We start from the raw sequence: 16,815 nt of genomic DNA on the forward strand, positions 1-16,815 counted from the left end.
TCTCGTTGGATACGTTGACGATTGTCGATCCGTTGGATGGAAATACCAAGACGCTGACGGCACAAGACTCGGCAAAAATTCAATTAAATCTTTTTGCTCTCGGTATGAGTGCGGATTCGCTGGTGGTATCCGATAGTTCCTATTTCAATCTTTATTATACCATGACAAATATAGGCAGTGCGGCATTAAGCGTGGATACAGCTTTGGTGCGAATCGACCTGCCGACTTCGCCGATCATTTATCGCTTTCCATCCGGTGCAACGGATACGACGGTTTATGTAATATTAAATCAAACGGGCAGCCTAACTTTGCGTTCTTACGATTCGACATTGGCTTTTGAATTAATACGCGCAACGCTTGATACCGGTAATGCGTCATTCCCGAGAGACGTTAATAATAATTTAAAATCATCTGTTTTGAACGTAATGGATACAGTCAATGTTCAAACCAGAAAAGTAGGTAATCTGACGATTACCGAATTAATACCGGTGGATCCAGCGGGTGCATTAGACAACACTGTATCGTCGTTCCAGCAATTCACACTACGGGCAAAAGTGACCGGAATGTCGAGATTATCGAGCATTAAAGCGACGATCTCTTTACCGGCCGAATTTGCTACGACAGACAGTTTGACCAAGGATATCATCCCTGCGGTCAGTGATACCAATTACGTGACATGGAGAATTTTTGCGAATAAAGATACGTCGGGAGTTTTCAATTTTAATGTTGCTGTTGGTGGTATTGATACCACGACGACGACAACGAAAGCCAGTTCGACCGCACTCACGATGACGTTGGTGAGACGTGCGGACCTGTCGGTTGACTTGTTTATCTCCGCGCCTGTCGGAGCTACGGATGATACTTTATCCGCTAGTCAACAATTTGTTTTAAGTGCGATCGTGACGAATAGCGGTCAGGCACAAGCGTCCGGAGGTCAATTGACTGTGACGTTGCCTGCAGGATTTACATTCAACGGTTCCCCGGCGACCCAGAACTTTAGCGTCGGATCGCAAGTGGATTGGAACGTTATTGCGACCAACGTTCCGAATTTCCTCAGCATTATCCAATCGCTTGATGATCAGCAGCGCTCATCCATATCATCAGACAAGTTGCTGACAAAATCGTGGAGCAACGTACGCCTTATTGACATTGATTCAAAACAACTTTCGAATTCAACTGTCGCCAATCAGGCCGTTCAAGCGTTGTTGGTCATGGCGGCTACGGCGGATATCTATGTAGACGTAACAACGTTGCCCATCGATGAAAATTCAAGTACGGCAGCGCACTTCAGCCGCGTTAGCGATACGGTCAAGACAATCGTCGTTAGCCCAGCCGATTTTAATAATCTTGCCGTGACGTTCCCCGGCACACGTTCGGATACCATTTCCACCGATCAGGTATTTACGGTGAAGGCTACTTTCCGTCAGTTGCGAGCTCTCACTGATCGTCAGGCCAGTATCGTCATCCCTACGAACTTAGGATATACTTTGGCTGATCAGGAAACAAGTGTGAAAATTATTGCCGATAATGATACGACGGTGCAATGGAGCGTCGTGGCGCCTAATGATATTAATGGTAATCAGCGTAACGATCTCATACGAGTATTTGTAAGTGGCGCGGATAAAAATACCGGAAGTGCTGAATCAGATTCCTTGGATCGTCAAATCGTTATTCAAACGCGGGCGAAACTAAGACTCGTAGCGGATATTGTCGAACCGCTTAGTGCAACCGACCGGTTTGTTTCTAGAGGTCAAACGTTTGTTATCAGGGCGAAAGTGATCAATGAAGGTTTTGCACGGACTTCCAGTACCGGTGTTATATTGTTTGACGGCACTTCGCAAGATGTCACACCGCTTCATATTTTTAATGTGGGCGCCGACGGTGATACGTCATTCAACGGAACAACCAAAGACACAGTGCGTTGGTTTGTCACGGCGCCGGATACAGTTATATCGCAGCCACTGAGAATTCAGTTCAGAACGGATTCTTTACCGCGAGATATTAATAGCGGACTTCCGGCATTTTTGATAAATGAATTTTCAACCATCACTGTCTCGACCGAAAAGAAGACATTGAAAGTCACGCGCATCGTTACTGCAGTTGATACGACGAAAAAAGCTGCGCAGCCCGGCGAACGTATCGACAGTATGCTGGTGCTGAAACTTGAAAATATCGGCAGTACGGAAGGCAACAGCAGTGAAATTTTGACTCAGCGTTTTTGGTTTGTAGTAGAACAGTATGATGTAAGAAATCAGCGATACGAAAAACAAAACTGGAACACATTCCTTGATTCACTTTACGTGATGCCATACGGGCAATCGTCAGTTATGGGACGAATTTTGAGTTCGTCGCCATCCGACACTGTTATTGTTCAAATTGATGATCAGATATTCCGTTCGTCGATCACAAAGTCCAATGCGATTGATCTTGAATATGGCCTTGCGACTAAAGTAGGTTCTCCGGATATCGTTTCGTTTACGGCAGTGTTGGCGCCGAACGGTCAAATTACAACCTCCAAAAATTTCCGAATCCGGCTTGTCGATATTGACGCGTTTGATTATGACAGTATCGGATCCGCTCGAGGGTTTTCAAATTCCGCTTCCTTCAATCCGTTAGATGTGGTCAATGAGCGCGGTAATCCTTTGGGTACGGATACAACCACTTATGTAACTCCACCGGTGCGGGTAATCGATCCCAACGGCGCCACCAACCAGCGGTTTGCCAATTATCCCAATCCGTTCGGCAGCAGCGAACGTCCGCGAACTACGTTTGTTTTTGTTCCACGTCAAAATGACGCGAATACTGTGATTGAAATTTACACGCTCGCCGGTAATTTAGTTAAGAAAGTTCGCGGCAACAACGTAATCGCCGGTCAAATCAATGAGACATTTGTCTGGGACGGCACCAACGACAATGGACAATTCGTACGTAATGGCGTTTATATAGCAATTATCAAATCGCAAGGTTTGAGCAAGTCGATGATCAAAGTAGTGGTTGCCCGATAAAGCTTGTTTGGGTCATGACTTTTTTTGTCATTCCGGACAAGTGAAATGCTGATAAATTTAAAAAAACACACACAGCTATGGATTCAACTATTTTTGAGCCTCTTCATTCTAATCCGCAGGTTCCGTCCTCACGTTTAGACAAAGTTATAGAACTGCTTTCTTTCATTCTGATGATTGGACTTTTGGCAATCATTATGAAAATTTACCCTCACTTGCCCGCTAAAATTCCTAGTCACTTTACGATCAGCGGTGAAATTGATGGCTGGACTGAAAAGCAAGCTCTATGGGCTTTTACAGGGATTGTATTCGCCTTATATCTGGGCCTGACGTGGCTTGCCCAAATGCCGCATCGGCTCAATTATCCCGGAGATGTCACTCAGGAAAACGCACCGTATCAGTACGCGTTGGGTCGTACGATGCTTCGGCTGATCAAATTGGAAATTTTATTGATGTCGGCGGCAATTTCGGTTGAATTAATTTCCGTTGCGCAGGGCGGGGAAGTACATTACGGCGTTTATATCGCTCCAGTGTTTCTTGCGGCTATTTTGGCGACGGCATTATTTTTTGCTTATCGGTCGACCAAGATAAAATAATAATCACCGGCTTGCATTTAAACTCCCCGTTTTATACATTGAGCCCTATTTAAAATAACCTCAGAATAATTTTGCTCCTTTTCATCGTGGTGTTACCGTGTATGGAGGGAATGGGAACTTCCGCTCATGTCACTGCCTTTTCTACAAGAATTAAATGAAGTCCAAAAAAACGCTGTGCGTGCAACTGATGGTCCGGTCTTGATTTTGGCCGGCGCCGGGAGCGGTAAAACCAGCGTGCTTACGCGGCGTATTGCTTATCTGATAGCCGAAAAAAAAATAAGTCCGTTTTATATCCTGGCCGTGACGTTTACGAATAAAGCGGCTGAGGAGATGAAGCAACGGGTCGAAAAGCTTGTCGGCTCCGATTCCCGTAAAATATGGATCGGTACCTTCCATTCCATTTTTGGAAAAATCCTGCGCTTTGAAGCCGAAAAAATCGGATATGGAAAAAATTATACGATTTACGATTCCGATGATCAGCTCAATCTGATCAAGTCGACCATGGAGTTTCTATCGATTTCGCAGGAAATGTATTCGCCGAACCTGATGCGAGCGAAAATAAGTCGCTCCAAAAATACTTTACAATCACCTTCACAAGCCAAACGCACAGCCGATAATCCTATCGATGAGAAAGCTGCGATGGTATTTGAAGAATACGAGAAACGCCTCTTGCGTTCCAATGCGTTTGATTTTGACGACTTAATTATCAAACCGATCGAATTATTTCAACAATATCCGGATGTGTTGGCATTTTACCAGGATAAATTTCGATTTATACATATTGATGAATACCAGGATACGAATCGTGCTCAATATTTACTTATCAATATGCTTGCACAGAAGTACAAAAATATCTGCGTCGTTGGCGATGACGATCAATCGATTTACGGTTGGCGGCATGCCGATATCGGGAATATCCTGAATTTTGAAAAAGATTACCCCGGAACGCATGTATTTAAATTAGAACAGAATTACCGTTCGACTCAAAATATTCTCCGTGTTGCCAGCGAAGTCGTGCGCAATAATCTGATGCGCAAAGAAAAAACATTGTGGACGCAAAAAGCTGCCGGCGAACTGATCACGGTCTTTGAATGTGAAGACGACCGCATGGAGGCGCAAGTCATCGTCGATACGATCAAAACGAGTATTCACAAAGAAAAAAGAAAATTTTGTGATTTTGCCATTTTGTGCCGGACCAATGCACAAACCCGCGTCATCGAAGACGCGCTTCGCCAGCATGCCTTGCCATATGTGATTGTCGGCGGTGTGCGTTTTTATGAACGTAAGGAAATCAAAGATATCCTGGCCTATCTTAAAGTCATTGCCAATCCAGCAGATACCATTAGTCTCGACCGAATTATCAATTTTCCTCCGAGAGGTATCGGCAAAACAACGACCGATAAACTTGAAGATTTTGCCATGTCGCAAAATCAACCGCTCTTTAGTGCGCTTACAAAAGTTCGAGAATTCGGAACCGGTTGGCTGCAGGAGCGTGCGATTACGAGTATTCAGGGTTTTTGCGACATGATCAAAAAATACCGCGATCTCAATGAACACATGTCGCTAAGCGAGTGGGTCCGGATACTAATAGAAGAAATCGGTTTATTGAAAATGTATAAACAGGAAAATACTATCGAGTCGATCAGTCGTTACGAGAATGTGATCGAATTCATGAATGCGATCAGCGATTTTTCAATGAAATTCGACCGTTCACAAACCGATGAAAGTATGCTGGATGCATTTCTGAAAGAGGTTACGCTTGTAACCGACGTCGATCAGTATGACGAAAGAAAAAATGCCGTTACGATCATGACAATCCATGCGTCCAAAGGTTTGGAATTTCCGGTTGTATTTGTTGCGGGGCTTGAAGAAGGTTTGTTTCCTATTGAAAGCTCGATAGAATATCCGCATCAATTGGAAGAAGAGCGAAGACTGTTTTACGTGAGTACGACGCGCGCACAAAAAGATCTGTACTTGTGTTTTGCCAAGCGGCGTATGCGTTTCAACCAGATTTATCGAACCATGGCGTCGCGTTTCGTCAATGAAGTTCCGGCCGATCTCGTCAAATGGGAAAAGCGCACCCGTTATGCCGTCAATGAAGATGAGGCGATCCGGGAGTTTTTTGCCGACAGCGATCGTAGCGGGGTTCGTCATCATACGCGAAAAAATAATGGCCGCGGTAAAAGTATTGCCGGTATGACGGATGAATTGATAAGCAAAGCTGCCGCCAAGACGCAAAATTTCCAGATCGGTCAGACCGTTGTGCATGCGACATTCGGCAAAGGAAAAATTCTGGAAATGGATGGTTTCGGAGAGCAGCAAAAATTAACGATTCAATTCGAAGACGGTACCGAACGGCGGCTGGTCGTCAAATTTGCAAACCTGATGATCCGTTAAAAAATAGTATTCATTTTTTTATTGCTCATCGTATATTACAACTCTCTGCCTGCGTGAATTTTAATCGGAGGTTGATCTATGACTATCGACAGAACGGGGAGAGGGATTATCGTTATTCTAAATTTTTGGCTGATCGCTTTTTCGTTACAGGCACAAGTCAGCAACTCGGATACGGACTTTCTGTATGCCCGTAAGTTGTATGACGATAAACTCTATTCGTTATCGGCTCAGGAATTTTCACGATTTATCAAAAACTATCCTTCCGATGCCCGTGTACCAGATGCCCGTTACTATTCCGGCATGTCGTTTTTCAACAGCGCGTTGTACGAAAATGCACGACGCGATTTTCAATTTTTAGCCATCGATTTCCCTAAGGACAAACGGGCGCCGGAAGCCTGGGAAAAAGTAGCGGAATGTTATGCTGCACTGGGCGATTATGCCGCCGCGGCCAACTCATTGTCGAGTATTGTGACATTTTATCCGGATGCTCCCAATGCGATCCGCTCGGTACTTCAATCGAGCGATTATTTTATCAAAGCGGGCGATACGCGCAGCGCAAAAGATAAATTGCAAAAATTGATTGCCGATCGTCCCGACATTCCGGAGGTGCATCAGGCTCGGTTGAAATTGGCTCAGTTATTTAAATCCGAGCAAAATTATACACAGGCGTTGCTGGAATTGCAGAACGTGATCGATAAGGCTAAAGATCCTGAACTTGGCGCATCGGCCACCTACGAAAAAGCACAAATCAGCGAGATTCTTGGCAAATCGGATGATGCCCGCGTCGGGTATGTGAAATTGATCAATCGGTATGCCAAGACAAAAATGGCGCCGTACGGAATGTTTGAAATGGGAAGCATTCTTTTGCGGGAGAAAAACTTTACCGAGGCTAAAAAAATGTTTGAAAACGCTTCGGTTTCTGTCGTGGCAACGGTGTCTTTGAAGAATGCCGCACTCATGGAAATCGGCGATATTTATTTTACAACGGCCCAATACGATCAAGCTGTAAAAACCTATGAATCGCTGGCCGGATCTGCAGCCGATTCGCTTCAGACACTCGAAGCGGCATTCAAGCTTGGATTGGCCTATGAACGAATCAATAACCTGTCTAAAGCCAATGACCGTTATCTTTCTATTATCGATACGTATGGACAACATTCGAGTACATTTAAATATGTTTCGCTTGCGTATCTTAAGTTGGCCATTAATTATGAAGCGTTGAAAAAATTCCGCGAAGCCGCCGCCTATTACGATCTTTTCATTAAAGTATTTCCGAAATATGAGAAACTTGATCGCGTGTACTACCGGCGAGCACGGCTTTTACAATCCGAGCTCAAAGATTACCAGGAAGCTTTGTTGACTTATTCGGCGATGAATCGATTTTATCCGAAAAGCCGGTTGAGCGATCAAGGTCAATTTTATCTCGGCAAAGCTTATGCGCAGAACGGGCAAATTGACAATGCCGAGACGATTTTCAGCCAATTTAAGTTAGATTTCCCCGGCAGTGAATTGATTGTGAACGCTGAAGCGGAATTAGAATATTTAAAAAATTATTTTGGAGGCAGTAGTTCCAACGAAACATTGGAAAGCATTATTTATCTGCTTGGGAGTGTAATTGAAGAAAGACCGAAAGATCAGGTCTCATTTGCTTACGGTAAATTATTTTTTGATCAACTGAAAGATTACAAAGGTGCGGCGGCTCTTTTCCGGAAAGTGCAGGCTGTCACCAAAGACCGGGACCTGCAGGAAGACGCATCCTATTACACGGCATTGTCTTTTGATAAACTTTCGAAAAAAACAGCCGAATTTAAATCATACGCTGACAGCGCCGTAGCGGAGTTTAAACTATTGACCGGCGGTAAGTATGCCGACATTGCAGCTTTGTCAATTGTTGAGCATAGTTTAGAGAATATAAACGATGTCAAAGAGCGTGCTCTGAAAAGTAAAGCTTATTACGCCGGCCTTTTAGACCGTTATCCGGCCAGCGCTTTACGTGATCAAATGTTACTGAAACTCGGTCAGTCACTTTGGGAACTTGGTGATATCAAACCCAAGGCTGAAGTTAAAGATGGTAAGGCGGATAAAAATAAAAAAGATTCTACCGTAACAAAAAAGCAATTTGATTCCGCCATCGATTGTTTCGATGAAATTATTCGTTCGTATCCTTCAAGCTCTGTTATCGATGATGCGTATTTTAAACGATTGTTGTGCCTGACTGTTATAGGGCAAACCGATGATCTAAACAAAGGGCTCAACGATTATTTAGGCGGATTTTCAAGAGGCAAATACGTCGCCAATGCCAAATACATGCAGGCGCGCATCAAAGAACAGAAACGTGAATATGCTGCCGCGATTGTTATCTACAATGAATTGATCAATCAATATTATTATACGGTTTTCGCAGACAGCGCCGCGCAAGGCATTGGTAATAATTATCTGTTGACACAGCAATATGAATCAGCCATCGCAGCGTATCAAAATAGTTTACAGCTTGATAAGGACGAATTTGCCGATATTGATATTTTGAATGTCCAGGCAACGCCGCATAATCCGATCGATTATAAAATTGCATTGTCGTATGAAAAGCTGAACAATATTACACGGGCGGTGGAATATTACGAATCGTATTTATTCCCGGATAAAAAAGGCGACTTTGCTCCGCAGGCTTTGTTTGCTCTTGGAAAAATCTACGAGGACAAGCAGGACCGTCTTAATGCTATAAGATATTACGGTACGTTAAGCGACGGATATCCCAATTCCGAACTGGGTTTTAATGCGCTCAATCGTATTGCAGAAATTCAGTTTGAAGCGCAAAATTATGCCGATGCAAAAAAAGCTTATCAAGTGTTGTCAAAATTATCGAAAAATAATTCGGAACAGGTGATCCTCGATTCAAGGGCCATTATTTGTACGTATCGGCTGGGAACGGTGAATTTAACTACTGAAATGGAAAAGGCCTTCAATAAGAAGTACGAAAAAGATAAAAACCTTAAGATGCTTCTGTATAATGCCAATGCGGAATTTCTGTACGAATTAGGCCATTATTATCAATATGACAAATTGAAATACGAACCGGCTTTGAAAACTTATAAAGATCTGCTCGATGATTATAAAAATGTGGGTATTGCGGCTGATGCCTTATTTGAAATGGGCGTGATTCGTTTTAATGAAGGCAAGAGCAAGGAGGGATTCGAGATTTTTCAGCAGATTCCGCAAAAATATCCCGACAGCGAGATTCTTCCCAAAGTGTATTTGCGTTCAGCCATTGAGGCGTTTAAGTTAGAACAAGTGCAGACAGCCATCGATGCTTGTAAAATTGCATTGCAGCATCCTAAGATCAAACCACAGGATGCTAAAGTTGGAACGGATTTCCTGATCAAGGTTTACAAAGCCGCTGGATTCTATGAAAATGCATTGTTGCTCATTCAGCAATATCTTGACCGATTTCCCGACGACGAACCGGCGAATTTATTTTCCAAGCGTATCGACATTGGTGTCATGCATAAAAACCTCAAAGCCTACGATCGTGCAATCGAATATCTGAAAGATCTTATCAAAACCGCATCCGGAGAAGATGAAGCTGAAATTCAATACAATATTGCCGAAACGTATTTCGCCATGGGAAATTTCGAACAGGCGCTTTTGGAATATTTACGCATTCCGTATCTGACCTTGGGAACTAAATTTGACTGGGCGACGGCGGCCAAAAGCCAGGCGGCGGAATGTTATGTGAAGCTCGCCAAGTATTCTGAAGCTATTGCCATGTATGATGAGATCATGAAAAAGCACGGTACGAACAGTGAATACGGACGTTTTGCGAAAAATCGTATTGACGAAATCAGGAAAATGAAATAATGCATAAAATTATTGCCGTGCCCCGCAATGCGAAGACGGTCGCCGTCGGAGCGGCGCTGCAAGCGTCCCGGATCATCATGGATTATTTCGGTAAAGCTGTTCAGATCGACGCCAAACAGCATCACGATTTTGTCACGGAAGTCGACCGGCGATCGGAAGAAACGATTATTAATTATATTCACCGCACTTTTCCCGATCATGAAATCTTAGCGGAGGAGTCGGGCCGCCACGCGAATGTCAGTCCGTATCGATGGATTATCGATCCGTTGGACGGTACGACGAACTTTATTCATGGTATGCCCATGTTTGCCGTGAGTATTGCACTGGAAGTCGAAGGCGATTTGAAAGTTGGTGTTGTGTATGAGCCTGTTCGAAAAGAACTGTTTGTTGCTGAAAAAGGTAAAGGCGCTTTTCTCAATGATCGCAAAATTCTTGTCTCGAAAACAACTGAACATGCTCGTTGTTTACTGGCGACAGGCTTTCCGTTTCGCAATTTCGATATGCTTGATGATTATTTGAGGCTGTTTAAATTTTTTATGACGCATGTATCGGGTATTCGCCGTCCCGGTTCAGCCGCGCTGGATTTGTGTTATCTGGCATGCGGCCGATTCGATGGATTCTGGGAACTAAATTTGAATCCTTGGGACATGGCCGCAGGAGCACTCATTATCAAAGAGGCGGGAGGCTGTATTACCCGTTTCAACGGCAGTGAAGGCTTTCTTTATCGTGGCCATGTTGTCGGCTCCAATGGTTTGATCCACGAGTGGATGTTGAACGCTGTAAGAGAAGCCTTCAAAGAAAGAACCGATGAACTTTGATTTTTTGGAAAAAATAATTTATTTTGTCTCGTTTTTTAAAACTACTCTACTAAGTTAAGGAGATTGCATTGAACGCATTGTCTATGTTACACTCGTTTTTATTAATGGGCGGCAACCCGGCTCCCGGACAACCCGCGCCTAATCCGATCATGAGCTTCTTGCCGTTTATCGTCATTATTCTCATTATTTATTTTATGATGATTCGCCCACAGAAAAAACGCCAGCTGGAACGCGAGAAATTAATTGCCGGTGTTCAAAAAGGTGATAAGATCGTGACTGTCGGCGGCTTACATGGCACAGTACAATCGACAAAAGAAAAGACGGTTATCGTTAAAATTGCCGATAACGTTAAAGTTGAAGTTGAGCGCGTTGCCATCGCCAGCGTGTTGACCGGAGGCAAAGATGAAACCCCGGAAGTATTGCCGGTCGAAGAAAAAAAATAAAACAACAAAGGCTTTCCGTGAACGTTAAAGTGAATGGGAAAATTTACGAATTCAAGAACGCAATGAATATCATTGGTGTTCTGGAGCGTTTTGATATTCGACAACCGTCGGGAATCGCCGTTGCTTTAAATTGTTCGGTCGTTCCAAAATCAGAATTTGAAACAGTTCAAATCAAAGACGGTGATGAGGTTGAGATTATCCGTGCGACTCAGGGCGGGTAAAACTTATACGAGGGATTTCAAAAATTGCAAGCTTTTGAACAAAACGAGTTTCATAAAAATGAAACTCGTTTTTTAGTTAATCAGGCCCAGCTATGTGTTTCCGAACTCTACGGTATGAAATAAGCCTATTTGCAAAATTCAATCCGTAGCGGTATATTGTTTTTGTCTTAATCAAAGGAATAATCATGGCACAGAATCAATTAGTCATAGGGGAAAGACGTTTTAATTCGCGTTTGATCGTTGGTACTGGAAAATACAAAAATTATGACGAAACAAAAGCTGCTATTGAAGCAAGCGGAGCCGAGATGATAACGGTTGCGCTCCGACGGATCAATCTTGAAAATCCAAATGATAAAGGGTTGCTTGATTTTATCGGTTCCAAATATACGCTGTTGCCTAATACAGCCGGATGTTATACGGCTAAAGATGCCGTGTTGACATGCCAGTTGGCACGGGAAGCGCTCAACACAACATTGGTGAAGCTCGAAGTTCTAGGTGATCAGAAAACTTTGTTTCCTGATAATGAACAGCTGCTTGAAGCCGCCAAAATTCTTGTGAAAGACGGTTTTACGGTTTTACCGTATTGCATTGACGATCCGATTATTTGTAAAAAGCTCGAAGACGTCGGATGTGCCGCCGTCATGCCGCTGGCTGCGCCGATCGGATCAGGTCTCGGAATTCGTAATCCGCATAACCTTGCGATCATTCGTGAGCAATCCAAAGTTCCGGTCATCGTGGATGCAGGTGTCGGAACGGCATCGGATGCTGCAATTGCGATGGAACTCGGTTGTGACGGCATTTTGATGAATACGGCTATTGCTGGCGCGCAAGATCCGATCAAAATGGCACGCGCGATGAAACTGGCTGTCGAAGCAGGGCGTCTTGCTTTCGAATCCGGTCGCATTCCTAAAAAACTATATGCGACGGCCTCCAGCCCTGTCCAAGGTGTTATCGGGAGTTGATAATGGTTATTCAACCGATTACGATTCATTCGTACGCTGCAATGGAAAATGCCAATGTCACCGTTGTCGAAATACGCGGACAACTGGATTCTATTACAGCATTACAGGTTGAAAAATATCTCAATCGGCTTCTGGATCAGAAAAAATTTCGTATCGTTATTGATCTCAAAGAAGTCAGTTATATCAGCAGCGCGGGGTGGGGGATTTTTATCGGAATTTTAAAAGAAATTAAAATCAACAGCGGCGATTTGAAACTTTCGGGGCTCAACGACGACGTGCGGGAAGTTTTTCAGTTGCTCGAGATCGATTTTATTTTGCCAACCTTCGGCTCCAATTCCGACGCCATCGCTGCATTTTTATAACGATCAGAGCTCGGAATCCTACAATTAGCTTGCTTTTACTGCGATGTTGTTTTATAATTAATCAGGTACTTTTTCCGATCTCACTACGGAAATCAAGCAAACCTTCATCTACATTTTTTTGATTTTAGCAAAGCGAGGGCAGTGTGGGTTCATACATTGGTGTTTTGAAGAATACATCTCTTTTTAGCACGCTTTCGGAGAAGTCCTTGGAAGCTATTGCTCCTAAATTTATTTCCAAAAATTTTGCATCCGGCTCTGTAATTTTTGACGACGGCAGTTCGGACACTGATGGGATGTATGTCATCGTGCAAGGTGCGATAAAAATTTATAAAAACATTGCGAATGAAGAAGACCGTCAACAGGCGGTCGCCGTGTTAAAAGCCGGGAGTTTTTTCGGCGAGATGGCGCTGATGGATGAAGAAACGCGTTCTGCCGGCGCTATGGCGATGGAGGATTGCGAGTTATTATTTCTTTCTAAAGAATCATTCAAAAAAATTATCAGCGAAAATTTAGAGACCGCTCATGCGATCCTGACACAAATTTCAAAAGTCATGAGCAAACGTTTACGCGATACCAATAATCTTTTCCGTGAAGTAGTCGGATGGGGTTACCGCGCGCGTAAAGAAGTGCGCGAGCTCAAGTCGAATTTTTTATCGACGATTTCCCACGAATTGCGCACGCCGATTCACTCGATCCAGGGATTCAGCAGTCTGATGCGGGATTCGGGAGAAATTGACAAGGAAACTCAGGCAAAATTCGTCGAAGTGATCTTGAGTGAAAGTAAAAGACTGGCCGATCTGATCAATGATCTGATCGCATTGGCTGAAATGGAATACGGGGCCATTGTTTTGGAACGTCAGCCGTGCAATCTGAAAGATATTGTTGAAAGCGCCGCTGAAGCCTACAAAGAGGATGCAGCCGAGAAAAAAATTCAGTGCGTTATTAATCTGCCGGCAACGATGCCGATGGCTTTACTGGACGGCAATCGTATGAAAGAAGCCGTGGGACACTTGTTTGAGAACGCGATCAAATTTACTCCCTATGAAGGGCGTGTGCTCGTCGATGTTAAACTCGAAGCTCAATCCGTCGATATTTTAATTACCGATACCGGCCGCGGCATTCCGGCCAAATTTGTCGACCGGATTTTTGATAAATTTTATCAGGTCGATCAATCCAATACGCGCGATGTCGAAGGAGCCGGAATCGGCTTGACCTTGGCTCTTCATATTGTAGATCTGCACGGCGGTACGATCAGCGTGGCCAGTAAAGAAGGGCAAGGGTCCATATTCAAAATCAGCCTTCCCAATGAACATGTGCTCGTCAAAAGCTAACGATCCTCATTATCTCACCGTATGAATCAACCATCCGTTTACGTGGTCATTTTAGGATGGAACGGCCGGGAGCTGACGCTCGATTGTGTCCGTTCTGTTCTGAAAGTTGAATATCCCAATTTCATTGTTTTGGTTGTAGATAATCATTCATCCGACGGGAGCCCTGACGCTATCCGGAAAGAATTTCAAGCCGAACTCTCATCGGGAAAACTTTTGCTCGTCGAAAATTCCGCGAATCTCGGTTTTGCTCGGGGCAATAACATCGGGATGGAATTGGCGTTAAAAAAGGGCGCCGATTATGTTTTACTGCTCAATAACGATACCGTCGTCGATCCCGCTTTGCTCAAAAATATGATTCCGATGGCTGAAGCCGACGGATTTGTTGGAATTGCCGCGCCTAAAATATATTATTTCGATCCGCCAAATAAAATATGGTATGCCGGTGGAAAAATTGCTCTCCACAAAGGCTTAAGCTGGCACATTGGAATTCGGGAAATCGATCATGGACAATACGATACCTCCGTCGATTGTGATTACGCAACGGGTTGCGCGATGCTTATCAAAAAAGCTGTCATCGAAAAGATTGGTTTTCTCGATCCAATTTATCCGCATTTTTCGGAAGACGCCGATTATTGCTGGCGTGCCAAACTTCAGGGATTTCGAATTCTGTATTTGCCGGGAGGCAAAGTATGGCACAAAATTTCAGTTTCTACCGGTGGACAGCTTTCACTCAGAAAAATCCGTTTGCGCTTGCGCAGCAATTTTATTTTTTTTAAACGTTATGCCCGCGGATATCATTGGTTGACCATTCCGGTGTTTTTTATTCTGGACGGTTTCCGTATTCTGGGTCTGATTTTAACTAAGCAGATACGGAATAAATGATTTGAAATTTTGTAAATTTATGGATATACTTCCCACGGTTAATAACCAAACGTATAAGGTATGAGCATCAAAGGATCCGAACGGCAGGAAAAAATCATCAAAGCATGGAGCCAGGAACTGGCGGACCATGTAAACAATCTCGGCATCAAACAAGCGGAAGATTATGTACGACGTTGCCTGACAGAAGCCGAACTGGCAACGGGGCAGAAATTGGATGAAATGGATCATCGCGATTTATCCGATCCCGGCAAAGCGCAATTCGTAGGAAAAGTTGTTTCTCTTTTATACAATCACATATCGCAAGAATTTAAAGTCGAAAACGCTGAAACGCTTCGTAAGCTTTTGATCGATGTTTATCAGCAATTTCCTGATCACAGTTAAAAATCTAACCTCTCAAAGATTGGCACTATCATGAATGCTTCACTTCTGGACAGTCTGCATGCCATTCTTCTCTCGCCTGAATTTTACATTCTAATCACAGCCATTGCGGTTTTGATCTGGGAATCCGTCGGCGGAAAAGAACGGCCCTGGGTTTCGTCGTATCTCACGTTATTTGGTTTGTTCGTCACTATCTTAATGAGTTTTGGTTTTAAAGAGCCTGAAGGGATTACGTTTTTTGGTGCGTATACGCACGACGGCCTGTCTCAATTTATAAACATGATTATCCTGATGGCATCGATTTTCACTGTATTTGCCGCATCGCATTTTATCGGCCGTTGGAGTAAAAGCCCCGGAACGTTTTATGTAGTCCTGTTGTTTGCGACGTTTGGCATGATGCTGATGGCGTCGGCGAGCGAATTGATCACGCTTTTTGTTGCCGTCGAGACAACAACGATCGCTCTGTATATTTTGACGGCGTATTTCAAAGACGACCGTTTATCGGCTGAAGCATCCATGAAGTTTATCCTCATCGGGACGGTTTTTGCAACGATCATGTTGTTTGGAATGGTATTAGTTTACGGCGCGACCGGCACAACGGTTTTATCGGAAATTACAAGCGCAGCAACTGCTTCAGTGTTCGAAGGCTCTGAAATTTTATTGCTGAGCGGTGTTATTATGATTTTAGTTGGTTTGAGTTTTAAAATTACCGCTGTGCCGTTTCACATGTGGGCGCCGGATGCGTACACCGGTGCGCCGACTCCGGTAACAGCCTTCTTATCCGTCGCATCAAAAGCTTCAGGATTTGCCGTGATCATTCGGCTTTATTACGGAATTTTTAATCACATTGCAGGGCTCGAACCGTTTCTTGCCAATACGTTTATCATCCTCGCCGGCATGACCATGATTTTGGGAAATTTCCTCGCATTGCCGCAGAAAAACATCAAGAGACTGCTGGCGTATTCATCGATTGCGCAAGCGGGTTATATGATCATCGGTCTTGCTGCGTATTCGGATATCGGTATTTCGGCGATTTTATTTTATCTGACACAATACATGTTTGCCAATTTTGGGATTTTTATTGTGGTTACCGTCGTATACAATTCAGTTCGATCGGATGACATGTCGGCGTACATGGGATTGAGCCGCCGTTCGCCGTTCCTCGCGTTAGTCTTGTTGATTTGTATATTGTCATTAGCAGGAATTCCGCCGCTGGCCGGTTTTATTGGCAAGGTCTATTTGTTTGCGGCCGGTATCGATAAAGGCTATTATATTCTTGTCACCATTGGAATTTTGATGAGCGTTGTGTCCGTGTATTATTATCTGATCGTTCTGAAAAAAGCGTATATCGAAAAAAATGCCGATACCACGCCGATACCGATTCCGTTTGGTGCCAAAGCATCCTTGTGGGTTGCGATGCTCGGCGTGATTCTGACAGGACTGTTCCCGAATTTTGTCGTCAACTCGGCCCAGGTTCTTGGCAATTTTATTTTAGCATCAGTGAGGTAAAGTTTATTAATTGATTTTAACAAAATGCCGACGCTCATGATTGCAAATGAGGTCGGCTT

The 16,815-nt window shown here is 43.9% G+C and carries 13 protein-coding genes; all 13 read left to right on the forward strand.

Going from position 1 to position 16,815, the window contains the following annotated elements; genetic code table 11:
• Window positions 1-3,005: hypothetical protein (locus tag K1X84_09850; protein MBX7151931.1), on the forward strand; the 3,005-nt coding region annotated here is incomplete at its 5' end.
• Between the two features lie 194 nt (window positions 3,006-3,199).
• A complete protein-coding gene (locus K1X84_09855) occupies window positions 3,200-3,598 on the forward strand; it encodes a DUF1648 domain-containing protein (GenBank protein ID MBX7151932.1) in 399 nt (132 codons plus the stop codon).
• A gap of 126 nt (window positions 3,599-3,724) precedes the next feature.
• Complete coding sequence (locus K1X84_09860; protein MBX7151933.1) at window positions 3,725-5,995, forward strand: UvrD-helicase domain-containing protein; 2,271 nt, start codon at window positions 3,725-3,727, stop codon at window positions 5,993-5,995.
• A 78-nt stretch (window positions 5,996-6,073) separates the two neighbouring features.
• The gene (locus tag K1X84_09865; GenBank protein MBX7151934.1) at window positions 6,074-9,850 is read left to right on the forward strand and encodes a tetratricopeptide repeat protein; all 3,777 of its coding nucleotides are present in this window, start codon (window positions 6,074-6,076) and stop codon (window positions 9,848-9,850) included.
• Window positions 9,850-10,668, forward strand: a complete 819-nt coding sequence (locus K1X84_09870; protein ID MBX7151935.1) for an inositol monophosphatase — start codon at window positions 9,850-9,852, stop codon at window positions 10,666-10,668. Before K1X84_09865 ends, K1X84_09870 begins: the two co-directional genes overlap by 1 nt.
• Window positions 10,669-10,751: 83 nt before the next feature.
• Entirely contained in the window at window positions 10,752-11,111 is a 360-nt protein-coding gene (gene yajC / locus K1X84_09875; GenBank protein MBX7151936.1) for a preprotein translocase subunit YajC, read from the forward strand.
• 62 nt (window positions 11,112-11,173) lie between these two features.
• Window positions 11,174-11,332 carry a sulfur carrier protein ThiS gene (thiS, locus tag K1X84_09880; GenBank protein ID MBX7151937.1) on the forward strand — a complete coding sequence of 53 codons (159 nt, stop codon included), beginning with the start codon at window positions 11,174-11,176 and terminating at the stop codon, window positions 11,330-11,332.
• A 185-nt stretch (window positions 11,333-11,517) separates the two neighbouring features.
• Window positions 11,518-12,294 (forward strand): thiazole synthase, encoded by a 777-nt coding sequence (locus K1X84_09885; protein MBX7151938.1) that lies wholly within the window; start codon window positions 11,518-11,520, stop codon window positions 12,292-12,294.
• Window positions 12,295-12,296: 2 nt separating this feature from the next.
• Window positions 12,297-12,656 carry an STAS domain-containing protein gene (locus tag K1X84_09890; GenBank protein ID MBX7151939.1) on the forward strand — a complete coding sequence of 120 codons (360 nt, stop codon included), beginning with the start codon at window positions 12,297-12,299 and terminating at the stop codon, window positions 12,654-12,656.
• Between the two features lie 206 nt (window positions 12,657-12,862).
• On the forward strand, window positions 12,863-13,987 hold the full coding sequence (locus K1X84_09895; GenBank protein ID MBX7151940.1) for a cyclic nucleotide-binding domain-containing protein: 1,125 nt from the start codon (window positions 12,863-12,865) through the stop codon (window positions 13,985-13,987).
• A 21-nt stretch (window positions 13,988-14,008) separates the two neighbouring features.
• Window positions 14,009-14,869 carry a glycosyltransferase family 2 protein gene (locus K1X84_09900; GenBank protein MBX7151941.1) on the forward strand — a complete coding sequence of 287 codons (861 nt, stop codon included), beginning with the start codon at window positions 14,009-14,011 and terminating at the stop codon, window positions 14,867-14,869.
• Between the two features lie 60 nt (window positions 14,870-14,929).
• Window positions 14,930-15,250, forward strand: a complete 321-nt coding sequence (locus K1X84_09905) for a hypothetical protein (protein MBX7151942.1) — start codon at window positions 14,930-14,932, stop codon at window positions 15,248-15,250.
• 30 nt (window positions 15,251-15,280) lie between these two features.
• Window positions 15,281-16,756 carry an NADH-quinone oxidoreductase subunit N gene (locus K1X84_09910; GenBank protein MBX7151943.1) on the forward strand — a complete coding sequence of 492 codons (1,476 nt, stop codon included), beginning with the start codon at window positions 15,281-15,283 and terminating at the stop codon, window positions 16,754-16,756.
• Window positions 16,757-16,815 lie beyond the last annotated feature (59 nt).

This window comes from bacterium, from assembly GCA_019695335.1.
Lineage (GTDB): Bacteria > CLD3 > CLD3 > SB21 > SB21 > JABWBZ01.

Coding starts and splice junctions, on each gene's coding strand:
- K1X84_09855 (MBX7151932.1), top strand. CDS start 3,200: ATGAAAATTTACCCTCACTTGCCCGCTAAAATTCCTAGTCACTTTACG.
- K1X84_09860 (MBX7151933.1), top strand. CDS start 3,725: ATGTCACTGCCTTTTCTACAAGAATTAAATGAAGTCCAAAAAAACGCT.
- K1X84_09865 (MBX7151934.1), top strand. CDS start 6,074: ATGACTATCGACAGAACGGGGAGAGGGATTATCGTTATTCTAAATTTT.
- K1X84_09870 (MBX7151935.1), top strand. CDS start 9,850: ATGCATAAAATTATTGCCGTGCCCCGCAATGCGAAGACGGTCGCCGTC.
- yajC (MBX7151936.1), top strand. CDS start 10,752: ATGTTACACTCGTTTTTATTAATGGGCGGCAACCCGGCTCCCGGACAA.
- thiS (MBX7151937.1), top strand. CDS start 11,174: ATGAATATCATTGGTGTTCTGGAGCGTTTTGATATTCGACAACCGTCG.
- K1X84_09885 (MBX7151938.1), top strand. CDS start 11,518: ATGGCACAGAATCAATTAGTCATAGGGGAAAGACGTTTTAATTCGCGT.
- K1X84_09890 (MBX7151939.1), top strand. CDS start 12,297: ATGGTTATTCAACCGATTACGATTCATTCGTACGCTGCAATGGAAAAT.
- K1X84_09900 (MBX7151941.1), top strand. CDS start 14,009: ATGAATCAACCATCCGTTTACGTGGTCATTTTAGGATGGAACGGCCGG.
- K1X84_09905 (MBX7151942.1), top strand. CDS start 14,930: ATGAGCATCAAAGGATCCGAACGGCAGGAAAAAATCATCAAAGCATGG.
- K1X84_09910 (MBX7151943.1), top strand. CDS start 15,281: ATGAATGCTTCACTTCTGGACAGTCTGCATGCCATTCTTCTCTCGCCT.